10 protein-coding genes and 2 pseudogenes are annotated in these 12,390 nt (G+C 60.3%); 7 read left to right on the top strand and 5 right to left on the bottom strand.

Features of this window, described 5'->3' with window-relative positions:
* Positions 1-2 precede the first annotated feature (2 nt).
* Together AC1DDS_RS09070 and AC1DDS_RS09065 are read right to left on the bottom strand one after the other, a co-directional pair.
* On the bottom strand, positions 3-1,328 hold the full coding sequence (locus AC1DDS_RS09070) for a UbiD family decarboxylase (RefSeq protein ID WP_477478579.1): 1,326 nt from the start codon (positions 1,326-1,328) through the stop codon (positions 3-5).
* Positions 1,329-1,351: 23 nt separating this feature from the next.
* Complete coding sequence (locus tag AC1DDS_RS09065) at positions 1,352-2,107, bottom strand: UTRA domain-containing protein (protein WP_477478578.1); 756 nt, start codon at positions 2,105-2,107, stop codon at positions 1,352-1,354.
* 276 nt (positions 2,108-2,383) lie between these two features.
* On the opposite strand from AC1DDS_RS09065, the gene AC1DDS_RS09060 reads away from it, so the two are divergent.
* The 6 genes from AC1DDS_RS09060 to AC1DDS_RS09035 all read left to right on the top strand — a co-directional run bounded on the left by AC1DDS_RS09060 (position 2,384) and on the right by AC1DDS_RS09035 (position 8,319).
* Positions 2,384-3,868, top strand: a complete 1,485-nt coding sequence (locus AC1DDS_RS09060) for an aldehyde dehydrogenase (RefSeq protein ID WP_477478640.1) — start codon at positions 2,384-2,386, stop codon at positions 3,866-3,868.
* A 92-nt stretch (positions 3,869-3,960) separates the two neighbouring features.
* Positions 3,961-4,851 (top strand): ABC transporter substrate-binding protein, encoded by an 891-nt coding sequence (locus AC1DDS_RS09055; protein ID WP_477478577.1) that lies wholly within the window; start codon positions 3,961-3,963, stop codon positions 4,849-4,851.
* A gap of 65 nt (positions 4,852-4,916) precedes the next feature.
* A complete protein-coding gene (locus tag AC1DDS_RS09050; protein WP_477478576.1) occupies positions 4,917-5,828 on the top strand; it encodes an amino acid ABC transporter permease in 912 nt (303 codons plus the stop codon).
* Between the two features lie 2 nt (positions 5,829-5,830).
* Entirely contained in the window at positions 5,831-6,595 is a 765-nt protein-coding gene (locus tag AC1DDS_RS09045; protein ID WP_477478575.1) for an amino acid ABC transporter ATP-binding protein, read from the top strand.
* A 42-nt stretch (positions 6,596-6,637) separates the two neighbouring features.
* Positions 6,638-7,882, top strand: coding sequence for an NAD(P)/FAD-dependent oxidoreductase (locus AC1DDS_RS09040; RefSeq protein ID WP_477478574.1), 1,245 nt, complete (start codon positions 6,638-6,640; stop codon positions 7,880-7,882).
* 38 nt (positions 7,883-7,920) lie between these two features.
* Positions 7,921-8,319: a RidA family protein gene (locus AC1DDS_RS09035; RefSeq protein WP_477478573.1), complete on the top strand. Its 399-nt coding sequence runs from the start codon at positions 7,921-7,923 to the stop codon at positions 8,317-8,319.
* 170 nt (positions 8,320-8,489) lie between these two features.
* On the opposite strand, the pseudogene AC1DDS_RS09030 reads toward AC1DDS_RS09035, so the two are convergent.
* The 3 genes and pseudogenes from AC1DDS_RS09030 to AC1DDS_RS09020 all read right to left on the bottom strand — a co-directional run.
* Positions 8,490-8,923 (bottom strand): annotated as a pseudogene (locus AC1DDS_RS09030) (PIN domain-containing protein).
* Positions 8,924-9,003: 80 nt separating this feature from the next.
* Positions 9,004-9,921 carry a LysR substrate-binding domain-containing protein gene (locus AC1DDS_RS09025; RefSeq protein ID WP_477478572.1) on the bottom strand — a complete coding sequence of 306 codons (918 nt, stop codon included), beginning with the start codon at positions 9,919-9,921 and terminating at the stop codon, positions 9,004-9,006.
* Between the two features lie 556 nt (positions 9,922-10,477).
* Positions 10,478-10,609: pseudogene (locus tag AC1DDS_RS09020) on the bottom strand (alpha/beta fold hydrolase); the annotation flags it as partial.
* A 281-nt stretch (positions 10,610-10,890) separates the two neighbouring features.
* Here AC1DDS_RS09020 and AC1DDS_RS09015 point away from each other — a divergent pair.
* Positions 10,891-12,384 carry an NAD-dependent succinate-semialdehyde dehydrogenase gene (locus AC1DDS_RS09015; RefSeq protein WP_477478571.1) on the top strand — a complete coding sequence of 498 codons (1,494 nt, stop codon included), beginning with the start codon at positions 10,891-10,893 and terminating at the stop codon, positions 12,382-12,384.
* The last annotated feature ends 6 nt before the right edge of the window (positions 12,385-12,390 follow it).

The raw sequence follows: 12,390 nt of genomic DNA, 5'->3' as shown, positions 1-12,390 counted from the left end.
GGTCAGGCGCCCGCGAACCAGTCGGAGAGACGGATGTCATTCACCATGCGCAGCCGCTTACGCTCGAATTCCTCTTCCCGTCCCCAAGGCTTGGTGGCGTCGACCAGCAGGCGCCCCCAGTGATCCTTGGCCTCATCCCGGTAGAAGGACGGGGTCTCGGGAATGACGAGCGTGTCCTTGTCGGGGCGGCAGCGGGTCAGAATCGCCCATTGCACGTCGTCCATGTCGTAGATGTCGACATCCTTATCAACGACGGTGATCTGCTTGGCCCAGATGGGTTCGGCGCCGATCGTCGCCAGCATGACCTGGCGCGCATGGCCTTCGAACTGCGGTTCGATCTGCACGATGGCATGGTTGACGAAGGGCTGGCATGTCACGTTGACGATGCCGGGAAGCGCCGCGCTCAGCCGCTGGTAGATGTTGGCCGAGACGGAAAGCTCCAGCGTCAGCACCTCCTCGGGCGAGCCGCACAGGATCGAATGGAACATGGCGTCCTTGCGCACGGTCACGCCAAGCACTTCGAAGACGGCATTGGGACCGACGGGGACGTAATAGCCCATGAACTCGCCGAACGGGCCTTCCGGGCGGCGCTCGTTGGGCAGGAACCGGCCCTCGATCACCACCTCGGTCTCGGCGGGCACTTCAAGGTCGATATGGTTGCATTTGCGCATGGCAATCGGCGTGCCTCGCAGGCGCGCAGCCACTTCCAACTCGTCCACGTCATAGGGCAGCGGAGCGGCGGCGGTCAGGAAGGCGTGGGCCGGCGGGCCGATGAGCATGGCCGCCTCGAGCGGCCGCCCCATCTTCTCGGCCTTCTCGTGATAGATCGTCAGATGGTGACGCGGCGCGAGGCGGCAGCGCAGCTCGTTGTCGCTGATGAACATCGAGCGGTGATAGGAGAGGTTGCCCACCCCGGTCTCGGGGTCCTTGGCGATGAACATGGCAGAGGTGAAATAGGGTGCGCCGTCTCGGTCCGAATAGGTGATCAGCGGCAGGTCGGATAGTTTGACCTCCTCGTATTCCGGGGCCTCGTTCGCCGGCACGAGGGGGTCGCGCATCTCGGCCGAGCCGAGCGAGGATAGCTTGCTCCACTGTCGGCAGAAATCGTTCGCGTCGATGCCGATCACCTCACCCAACCGTTCACGGGTGCTGTAGACATTGGTGACCACCGGAAAGCGCGTGCCCTTCACATTGGTGAACATCACGGGCTTTGCCCATTTCTTCTGCGCCAGATGGGTGACGGCGGCAAGTTCATGGGCGGGGTCGATCTCGCGGTCGACGACCAGCAGGTCCCCGCGTTCCTGGAGTTTGCGAACAAAATTTCTCATGGGCGGCTCCTATTGTCAGGGTTTCAGCGGCTTGTGCCGGATAGGGCGGGAATGGTGACGATGCGGTTGGTGCGCGCCTCGTGTGTGGAGCGCATGCGGTAGCGGTCGCCGGGATAGATGAAACGGCTGCGCGTGACGGGAACTCCGTCACGCCAGGTTGAGCGATCCAGCAGGAGGCACGGCTGGTCGGCGCCTATCTGCAGGTGCAGACGGATTTCGTCGTCGACACGGATGGAGCGGATTGTGTTGTCGACGGTCGTGACGGCGGTCTCGCGCAGCAGCCAGGCATGCGGGCTAGTTTTCGAGAAATCCTGCTCGATGTAGTCCGGCGCCTCCACGGCGTTCACATAGCGATCTTCCAACTGGATCGGGCTGCCGTCCTCCAGATGAAGCAGCCGCGAATGGAAAACGGTATCGCCGGCGCCGAGCTGGAGCATGTTCCAGCCAGGATCGTCCCTGGTGAGGATCGAATGCTGGAGCAGCCGGCAGCTATGGGCACCGCCGCCGGAAGCGATCTCCTCCGATATGTCGGCGAGATTGAACACGGCGCATTGCATGCGCGGGCCTATGACGAACGTGCCGCGGCCCTGGACGCGTAGCAGCACGCCATCTGTCTGCAATTCGCGCAAGGCCCGGCGCACCGTGAGGCGGGACGCGCCAAATTCGCTGGCAAGATCCTCTTCCGAGGGGATTTGGAAGTTGGGCGGCCACTCCTCGGTCTCAATACGGCGATCGATCACGCATTTGATGCGCTCGTATAGGGGCTGGTCTGACGCCAACGTGTCCTCCAAAGTGATATCATTATGCTGAACGCAAATCACACCAATTTTGCCCAGAAGACAAGAGGGAATCCATTTTTTTGTGAAAACTCAGCGTAGTTGCTTATTATTTATGCATTGCGCTGCGGTATTGGTTAAATTTTATGCAGCAAAGTAATTTATCAGATCGGCAATTCTGTTCTTGACAGCGATTAGGCATATCATTTTTAATCGAAACAGATATCGCTATGCCGCTCAAGGCGTTACTTCATGCCGCGAAAAGGAGAGACCATGCCCATGCAAGACCTACCGAAACTGTCTATGTACATCGACGGCGAATGGGTCGCCCCGGCCTCGGGGGAGTATATCGAGACAGTCGATCCCTTTACCGCGAAGCCCTGGGCCTTGATCCCGCGCGGAAATGCAGAGGACGCCGACCGTGCGGTGCGCGCGGCGCATCGCGCCTTCACGGAAGGCCCCTGGGGCAGGATGCACCCGACCAAGCGCGGACGTATTATCCAGAGGTTCGCCGCCCTCATCGAGGAACATGCCGATGCGCTTGCCGAAATCGAGGTGCGCGACAACGGCCGCCTGCTGGAGGAGATGCGGCACCAGATCCGTTACATTCCGCACTGGTATCACTATTATGCTGGCTATGCCGACAAGATCGAGGGCGCGGTCCATCCCTGCGACAAGCCGGCGCTCAGTTTCTCGCGCCATGAGCCGCTAGGCGTCTGCGTCGGCATCGTGCCGTGGAATGCGCCGTTGCTGCTGTTCTCCCTCAAGGCGGCCCCCGCCTTGGCGGCGGGCAACACGCTGGTGATGAAGCCCGCAGAATTTACCTCCGCGACCGCGCTCAAGCTCATGGAGCTAGTCGAGAAGGCCGGTTTTCCGACCGGCGTCATAAACGTCGTCACCGGCTACGGCCCAGAGGTGGGCGAGCCGCTGGTTACGCATCCGCTGACCCGGCACTTGGGCTTCACCGGATCGACGAAGACGGGCGCCCATCTGTCCGCGCTGGCGGCGAGGGACGTGAAGCGTGTCAGCCTGGAACTCGGCGGCAAGTCCCCCAACATCGTCTTCGCCGATGCCGATCTCGACAATGCCGTGCGCGGCGTGGTGGGCGGGATCTTCGGCGCAGTCGGCCAGACCTGCATCGCTGGCTCGCGTCTCCTCGTGCATCGCTCTATCCAGGACCGCTTTCTGGAAAAGCTCGCCGCCTTCACGAAAACGGCACGCATCGGCGATCCGCGCAAGGTCGAGACCCAGATCGGGCCGATCGCCAACAGCATGCAGTTCGAAAAGGTGCTCGGTTATATCGACATCGCTCGCCAGGAAGGCGCTGAACTCGTCCTCGGCGGCAAGCGCCCGGACCTTGCAGAATGCGGCGCCGGCTTCTTCATCGAGCCGACCATCTTCACCGGCGTCAACAACGATATGCGCATCGCGCAGGAAGAGGTGTTTGGCCCGGTTCTTTCGGCCATAACCTTTGACGAGCCGGAAGAGGCCGTCGCCATCGCCAATGACAGCGAATTCGGCCTCGGCGCCGGAGTCTGGACCTCGAACATGCGCCTTGCCCTGAAGATGTCCGAACAGCTCGAGGCCGGCAGCGTCTGGGTTAACACCTATCGCGACATTTCCTACACCACGCCATTCGGCGGCTACAAGAAAAGCGGCATCGGGCGCGAGAACGGCGTGGCGGGGATCTACGAATATCTCCAGACCAAGGCCGTCTGGCTCTCGACCGCGGAGGAGATCGCCAATCCCTTCGTGATCGGTTGAAGCGCGGCGCCGATTTCATCCGCACACAAACGACGAGCCGCAACAGGCCGAGTGGCTCGTCGCCAACCTGAGGCCACAAACGGGAGGACGCCATGATTTTCGAGAGAGTAAAACGCTACAGTTATGTCTCCGCGGTGGGTGCCATCACCGCAATCGGCCTGCTTGTCGTGGCAGGCGCCGCGAATGCGCAGTCGGCGGCCGACATTCTGCCCCAGAAATACAAGGATTCCGGGGTCATCAAACTGGTGACCGATGCGAAATATCCTCCCTTTCAGTCCATCAACGACGCAGGCGAGATGGTCGGCTTCGAAGTCGATCTCTGGGACGCGATCGCAGAGCGCCTCAGGGTGAAGATCGATGTAACGTCCGTCGCATTCGATTCGCTCATCCCCGGCGTCCAGTCCGGTCGTTGGGATCTCGCCATGGAAGGGATCACCGACAATGCGGAGCGGCAGAAGGTCGTCAGCTTCGTCGATTACGGCTACACCACTTCCTCCGCCTATGTCCTTGAGGAAAAGGGCAGCGGGATCGACGACCATCTCAGCCTTTGCGGCCTGAAGGGAGCCGCGCAAAGCGGCACCGAATGGGTCGGCATGATCACGACGGAAATCGGCGACGCCTGCGCCGCCGCCGGCAAGGAGAAGCCTTCCGTCTCCGAATTCGGAACGTCGGAGGCGACTTTGCTTTCCCTCTATTCCGGGCGTAGCGATTTCGTTCTGACCTCCGCGGCCTTGGCCGGCGAAATCCAGAAGGCGGCGCCGCGTCCCGTGAAGGTCCTCAAGATGCCGGTCCTCGCCCGCATGCCGAGCGGCATCGCGTTTCGCAAGGATGAAACGGACCTCGGCGAGGCCGTGCTGGCGGCTCTGAAGGAGGTCAGGGCGAGCGGCGACTACGACAAGATCTACGAGAAATGGACGGTCTCGCCGATGGCGATGGAACACGAGCCGGGCATCAACCTTGCCACGGTTCCGGCTGCGGAATGAAAAACGCGGTCGGTGGCTCCGGCCACCGGCCGTATCCAACCGGCCATTATTGAGAGACAGCGATCATGTCGAATGATTCAACTCTGGCGTTGTCGGCCCCATCGGATCGACCGGCGCTGACATATGTCCCGGCCACGGCCTGGAAGACGCGGCTGGCCGCAGCCTTACTGATCATCTTCGTGCTGTATTGCGCGAATATGATCGCGGCAAATCCCAATTTCGGATGGGCTGTCGTCGGAGACTATCTGTTCGACGCACGTATTCTTTCGGGCCTTTCCCTGACGCTGTGGTTGACGCTGGTCACGATGGCGATCGGCGTCGTCCTGGGAACGATTTTCGCCATTCTCGCGATGACGGACAATATTGTCATCTCGACCGTCGCCAATGCCTATATATGGTTCTTTCGCGGCACCCCGGTTCTTGTCCAGCTGATATTCTGGTACAATCTCGGCGCTCTCTTTCCGGAACTTTCCCTCGGAATCCCGTTCACGTCCCTGTGGGTTTCCGTTCCCACCAATACACTCATATCGCCCGTTACAGCGGCCGTTCTCGGGCTCGGACTGAATGAGGGCGCCTATATGTCCGAAATCATCCGCAGCGGCCTGATGTCGGTCGATCCGGGTCAAAGGCAGGCTGCGAAATCGCTGGGCATGACCAGTGGAAAGGCGCTGTGGCGCATCATCTTGCCGCAGGCGATGCCCGTGATCATCCCGCCGACCGGCAATCAGACGATCGGCATGCTGAAGACTTCGTCCCTCGTCAGCGTGATCTCGCTGGCCGATCTGCTCTACTCCGCGCAGACGATCTATTCCCGGAATTTCCAGACCATCCCGCTGCTGATCGTGGCCTGCCTGTGGTACCTAGCGGCCACCACGCTCCTGAGCGCCGCCCAGGTGCGAATAGAGCGGCATTTCAGCCGATCGACCGTAACTGCCATCACCCCAATGAGACGCCTGTTTCGCCGGAAGGTTCGATAAAAATGTCAGATCCGATGATTGTCTTTGACCGGGTATCGAAAAGATATGGCAGCTTGCCGGTGCTGCACGACATCAATCTGGAAGTCACCGCGGGAGAGGTCATCAGCCTGATCGGCCCATCCGGATCCGGCAAGTCGACCCTCCTGCGCTGTGTCAATCACCTGGAACGGATCGAGCAGGGAAGCATCACTGTCGACGGGGAGTTGATCGGTTATCGCCGTGACGGAAACTTCGCCTACGAGCTATCGGAGAAGCAAATTGCGCGGCAACGGGCGCGGATCGGAATGGTGTTCCAGAACTTCAATCTGTTCGGACACAAGACCGCTCTCGAGAACGTCATGGAAGCGCCCGTCCATGTTCTCGGCATCGGAAGACGGGAGGCCAAAGCGCTCGCGGGCGAGCTTCTGGCGCGCGTCGGTCTGGCTGACAAGATGCAGAATTATCCCCGAATGTTGTCCGGCGGCCAGCAGCAGCGCGTTGCCATTGCACGGGCGCTGGCGATGAAGCCCAAGGTCCTGCTCTTCGATGAACCCACAAGCGCGCTCGACCCGGAACTGGTCGGCGAAGTCCTCGACGTCATGCGATCGCTGGCGGCCGAGGGCCTTACGATGATGGTGGTCACCCACGAGATGTCTTTCGCGCGTGAGGTCTGCAATCGAATCGCCTTCATGCAGTCGGGAAGGATCGTGGAATTGGGGGCGCCTTCCGAGATATTCAGCAGCCCCGCCTTCGAGCGCACCCGCTCCTTCATGGCGAAGGTTCATTAAATGGATGCTCGAAGAAACGTCCACATATCCAGCAAGTGGGATATGATCGTCATCGGCGGAGGTATCGTCGGGTGTTCGGCCGCATTTTACGCGGCGCGTTCCGGCCTGCGCGTCCTCCTCGTCGAGCGTGACATGCCAGGCTCCGCACAATCGGGCCGCAATCTTGGCTTCGTTCGCCAACAGGGACGAGACTTCCGCGAGCTTCCTCTCGCCATGGCCTCGCTGCGCCTCTGGAACGGTCTCGAAAAGGATATCGGACGCAGCGTCGGCTGGTTTCGCGGCGGCAACATCGTTCTGGCGGTCAATGACAGCGACATGGCGCATCAGGCGGACTGGCAGGCCAAAGCGAAGGATTTCGGTCTCGACACCGAGCTGCTGACGCCGGCCGAGGTCGCCGGAAAACTTCCCATCCTTTCCGAAAAAGCCGGCATTCGAGGCGCGATGTTCACCGCCTCGGACGGGCGGGCTGAGCCGGGACGCGCCACGCGGGCGTTGTTCGAGGCCGCGGTCGAAGCTGGGGTCTCGGTTATTCTTGGCGGGAGCGTGAAGCGCCTGGATGTTCAGGCCGGGCGCATCCATGGGGTATGGATCGACGGTAAGCTCTATCGTGCCGACACGGTCCTCTGCGCCGCCGGCACGGGAAGCGGCAAGCTCCTGCGCCCGATCGGATACGTTCTTCCCCAGGAAAAGATACGGGCGACCGTGGCGCGTTCCCTGCCGCTGCCGGGCCTCACCATCCATCCCTGTGTCTCGCTGCCCCAGACTGGCCTTCGGCAGGATGTGAACGGGGCAATCGTTTTGTCGGTGGCGGGGGGGGAATATGACGTACGGCTCGATTCCTGGCGATACATGCGCCACTATCGGGAAACGAGAAGAAGCAATCCAGATGCGGCGCGGATCAACTATCTTGGTCCAATTCAGCCGTTTGTCCGGTCGCATCGCTCCGCACCGATAGCGGATATCGCACCAACCCGAGAAGCCGTGCAGCCTGCCCATTACCGCGTCCGGCAGGCCCAAGATGAATTGCAGAGATTTATACCTGCATTGGCGGAGGTTGCTATCGAAACCGTATGGGCAGGCATCATCGATACCCTCCCCGACGTGGTTCCCGTCATAGGTCAGGTCAAAGCCGTCGAGGGGCTTCTCGTCGCTACCGGATTTAGCGGACACGGTTTCGGATTGGGACCGATGGCTGGGAAAATCATGGCCGAACTCGCAGTAGGCCAAACCCCGTCGGCCGATATTTCGGCTCTTTCGCCGGCGCGATTCCAACAACCACCCAAATGAACCGACAGCACTCGATCCGCCTGACGACATCGGCGACCATGAACATGGAGATTAAAATGCCAAAGAGAATCTTTTCCGGTGCCCCCTCCGAAACGACCGCAGGCTACGCCAAGGCTGTGATTGATGGGACAACGATTTATGTTTCCGGCACGACAGGTCGTGATAAGGCCACGGGTCTGTTTCCTCCGGATGCGGCAGATCAGGCACGCAATGCATTCGCGGATATTGAGGATGCATTGAACAAAGCAGGGGCCACCCTCGCCAATGCCGTGGCAAGTCGCGTTTACGTAGCCGACCTCGAAGCGGCCGAGGCCGTAGGGCCGGTACTTGCACAGGTATTCAAGGATATTCGACCCACCAGCACGTTCTTAATATGTCAAATTCCTGCACGCGGTGCAAAAGTCGAAATCGAGATTACTGCTTCCCTTGCAGATTGAGGCTGCCCTGTCGGTCAAGGAGATCCGATTAACCGGAGAAAGCGGTGGCAAGTTGGATGTTCGGCCCCCTCCCGGGAGGCAACATAGAGGATAGTGGTGAACATTGGTTGTTCCGGCACGGCTCTCGCCTCCCGGCGACGGGGCGGTGAGCGACCTCTTCGATGTCGGCGTCACGGCAGCTTGGGCAGCGTATCGAAGGGATCGATTACCGGCACACCGAGCGGCTCGAAATGGCACGTCTTCCTTGTCAAAACGGTGAGCCCCAGCACTGAGCCGTTGCGATAGCGATGTCTTCGAAACCAGGCTTATGCGCACGGGCGTGATCAAGGATGGCGCCAGCCGCATTCGCGCATTTCAGGTCAAATGGCAGCGGCCTCTCCGAATAGAGATACTCAATGGCGCTCCACCAGTCGCGAAGGGCGCGCGCTTTCGTCGTCGCACCTTCGCGTTGCGCCTTTGCGATGCCTGCTGCAACCTCTGCCGCTGACACGACGGAGAGAAATAGATATGGACTGGCGCGGTCCAGCCAATTGACCAGGGCGCCCTCCCCTCCCCGCTTTGACGGCGCGAGCGCCGAAATGACATTTGTGTCGACGAGGAACATCAGAAGTCGATGGCGCGGTGCGGCTTACCTGTCCGCGTCGGAATATCGATTTCGTCGCAAGGAATTGAACGGGTGCTCCTTCAAAGCAAGGGCACTGTTTGATGAGTGGTCGCGTCATCCAAACTGGCGTGGTTTTTCAGGTCGCTAATAAGGTTTGTGACAATTTTCAAGGGCTGGCGATTTGCCGGCAGTAGCAGGAGCGTGCGGAAATATATAGCCGGCTCGAAGGGGCGGACAATGAGGTTCCTGCCGAGATAAGGTTCAGCCGTTATAGGGTTCACCACGCCGCAACCGAGTCCGGCATTGACCAGCGCGCAGATCGTCGTCGAGTGTTGAGTCTCAAGCACGATTTTGGGCTTTATCGCTCCCGTCTCAAAAATGGCATCTACCTGCCGGCGAATCGTGTCTTCGGGAGAAAGCGCAACGAATGGTTCGCCGTGCAGGTCCTTCGCGAGTACGACTGCCCGTTCCCTTAGACGGTGGTCGGCCGGAAGCGCAACCACCGCGCGGTAGTTCGTGAAAGGCCGGGCATCGACACCGGCCAGTTCTGTCTCGTCTGCTACCACTCCGACGTCGAGCTGTCCGGAGGCAACGAGATCTTTCACCAGAGTGGACCTCTGGGTTTGGAATGTAATCGTCACCTCGGGGTGGCGCTTCTGAAAAGCATGCAACGCCTTTGGAATTACATTTGTGCTCAGTTCCGACAGGCTGGCAAAGCGAATTTCGCCTGAGCCGAAATCGCCGATGCGCGCCGCAGCGCTGCGAAGGCGAGTTAGTCCGGTGAAGGACTGCTCAACCTCGCGAAAGAATAGCCGAGCCTCCGAGGTCGCCAATAGGCGGCCGTTGGTGCGGTGGAAGAGGGCGAGGCCGGTACTGTGCTCCAGTTCCTGAATGGCCTTGCTAACGACGGGCTGCGAAATCCTGAGGACCTCAGCAGCGCGAGAGGCCGTACCGTTGGTCATCACCGCATGGAAGATTTCGATCTGCCGCAGATTCATGAGGACGTCCTCCAGTGAGAATAGACAAGCGCCTGTGGTGACGCCGAAGATCAAGACGGATGATTTAACGGCACGGATCGACGCCCTCGCGGCTCCGTTGAGCTGCACTGGCCTGGCCACTACCGCACAGCAGTACAAATGCTGTGTATGGCTCCAGTGTCCTGGCTCCGCTCAAGGCCATGTCTGATGCCACTAAGCCCTCCTAATGATATCATTATGCCGAGGCGGAAATCACACCAATTTTGCCCGAAAGGCAAGAGGGAATTATTTTTCGGACGTAAAATTGACTAAAAATGCTCATATTTTGGGCGGAAACTAGGGATGGCGAGTTTTTATGCGCCAAATAGAGATGTCATTTCAAATCGAAATAGATATCGATATGTAGCGGGGTGCGCCCTCACTTAAGTGTGTCAGTGATCGCGGTAGTTGGCGCAATCGACAGGAAACATCGAGCGCTCCGACTCTATTCTCCATTCATACCGCCGTGTCTTGACGGTGATCCGACGTGGCATCTCACATCCGAGCAACGTCGATCACGGCCTGGGCGAACGCCTGCGCCGTAGCCGCGAAGATAGGGCACGATGCCACGATAGCCCGCTTCGGCAAGAACCGGATCCACATCGACATAGCTGTAGATGTCATAGGGCCAGCCGTGCAGCAGAAGCGCGACGGCCCCGTCGGCCGGGCCGCGCCCACTTCATGGGCAACTCAAGGGCTCGATTTGCCGCAGAGGCGTCGAGCGTCAGGCCCTGAGGCGCATTCTCGGTTCTTGGCTCGAACTTCCGAGCGCCGGAAGGAAATCGAGCTTCCGCTCATACGCAAACGGATCGTTCACGCTCAGCGACCCGGCGCCCCTCGGCCTCAGATTTTTTGCGGTGCATATCCCTTCACCTGACAAACCGGGCTTGACTAAACGTTATTTGTCGTTTGTTATAACACTATACGAATTGCTCTACAGGAAGCCATACCATGACCGTGCACAGGACTTTGCGCCATCCCCTTTTCAGTCGTCTGGCGGACCCCTCGCTCGTGAGGAATCAAGCCTATGTCGGCGGAGAATGGATGAGTGCCGACAATGGCAGCACGATCACGGTAAATGACCCCGCTACGGCCCTTGAGATAGGCACTGTGCCGAACATGGGCTCTGATGAGACCCGCCGCGCCATCGAGATGGCAGAGGAGGCCCGGCAGGACTGGGCGGCTCTTGCAGCCAAGGACCGCGCCGCAGTGCTGCGCCGCTGGTTCGACCTCATGATCGCCAACCTTCCCGATCTCGCGGCCATCATGACGGCAGAGCAAGGCAAGCCGCTCGCCGAAAGCGAGGCCGAAATCCGCTATGCCGCCTCCTTTGTCGAGTGGTTCTCTGAGGAGGCCAAGCGCGCCTACGGCGACCTCATCCCCGCGCCGCGCGCCCGTTCGCGCATCATGGTGCTCAAGCAGCCGATCGGGGTCGTTGCCGCTATTACGCCCTGGAACTTCCCTTCCGCCATGATCACCCGCAAATGTGCCCCGGCCTTCGCCGCTGGCTGCTCGGTCGTGGTGAAGCCGTCCGAATTCACGCCCTATTCGGCTCTGGCGCTGGCCGAGCTTGCCGAACGCGCCGGCCTTCCGAAGGGCATCTTCAATATTGTCACGGGCGACGCCACCGCTATCGGCGGTGAGATGACCTCCAATCCGATCGTGCGCAAGATCAGCTTCACGGGCTCGACCCGCGTCGGCAAGCTGCTTCTGGAACAGTCGGCCAATACGGTGAAGAAGGTGGCGATGGAGCTCGGTGGCAACGCCCCACTCATCGTCTTCGACGACGCCGACCTCGACGTCGCCGTGCAAGGCGTCATCAACGCGAAATTCCGCAACACCGGACAGACCTGCATCTGCCCGAACCGCATCTATGTGCATGAAAATGTCCACGACGACTTCGTAGCGCGCCTCTCGGCGGCTGTCGGCGCACTCAAGGTGGGCGACGGCTTCGTTGATGGCGTGCAGCAGGGTCCGCTGATCAACGAAGCGGCCGTCACGAAGGTGGAGCGCCATGTGGCGGATGCTCTGGGCAAGGGTGCCAAGGTCGTCGTCGGCGGCAAGCGCCACGACCTCGGCCAGACCTTCTACGAGCCGACCGTGCTGACGAATGTCGACGCCACCATGCTCTTCGAGAGCGAGGAGACCTTCGGCCCCGTCGCCCCGGTTCAGCGCTTCTCGGACGAGAAGAGCGTCATCAAGGCCGCAAACGCCACCTCTTCCGGCCTTGCCGCCTATATCTTCACCCGCGACCTCGACCGCATGTGGCGGGTCGCCGAGCAGATCGAATCCGGCATTGTCGGCGTCAACGAGGGCCTGGTTTCGAACGAGGTTGCGCCCTTCGGCGGCGTGAAGGAATCCGGCATCGGCCGCGAAGGCTCGAAATACGGGATCGAGGAATTCCTCGAGCTGAAATACGTCTGCATCACCCAATCGGCAGCCTGACGGCCG

The sequence above is a fragment of the Mycoplana sp. 10N416 genome (genome assembly GCF_056394765.1).
The sequence above is the reverse complement of the archived record's forward strand: the minus strand, read 5'-3'. Positions and strand labels throughout refer to the sequence as shown.

What these genes read in the sequence shown, in the direction of transcription:
- AC1DDS_RS09045 (WP_477478575.1), top strand. Translation starts at nt 5,831, where the DNA reads ATGTCAGATCCGATGATTGTCTTTGACCGGGTATCGAAAAGATATGGC.
- AC1DDS_RS09055 (WP_477478577.1), top strand. Translation starts at nt 3,961, where the DNA reads ATGATTTTCGAGAGAGTAAAACGCTACAGTTATGTCTCCGCGGTGGGT.
- AC1DDS_RS09050 (WP_477478576.1), top strand. Translation starts at nt 4,917, where the DNA reads ATGTCGAATGATTCAACTCTGGCGTTGTCGGCCCCATCGGATCGACCG.
- AC1DDS_RS09015 (WP_477478571.1), top strand. Translation starts at nt 10,891, where the DNA reads ATGACCGTGCACAGGACTTTGCGCCATCCCCTTTTCAGTCGTCTGGCG.
- AC1DDS_RS09070 (WP_477478579.1), bottom strand. Translation starts at nt 1,328, where the DNA reads ATGAGAAATTTTGTTCGCAAACTCCAGGAACGCGGGGACCTGCTGGTC.
- AC1DDS_RS09035 (WP_477478573.1), top strand. Translation starts at nt 7,921, where the DNA reads ATGAACATGGAGATTAAAATGCCAAAGAGAATCTTTTCCGGTGCCCCC.
- AC1DDS_RS09060 (WP_477478640.1), top strand. Translation starts at nt 2,384, where the DNA reads ATGCAAGACCTACCGAAACTGTCTATGTACATCGACGGCGAATGGGTC.
- AC1DDS_RS09040 (WP_477478574.1), top strand. Translation starts at nt 6,638, where the DNA reads ATGATCGTCATCGGCGGAGGTATCGTCGGGTGTTCGGCCGCATTTTAC.
- AC1DDS_RS09025 (WP_477478572.1), bottom strand. Translation starts at nt 9,921, where the DNA reads ATGAATCTGCGGCAGATCGAAATCTTCCATGCGGTGATGACCAACGGT.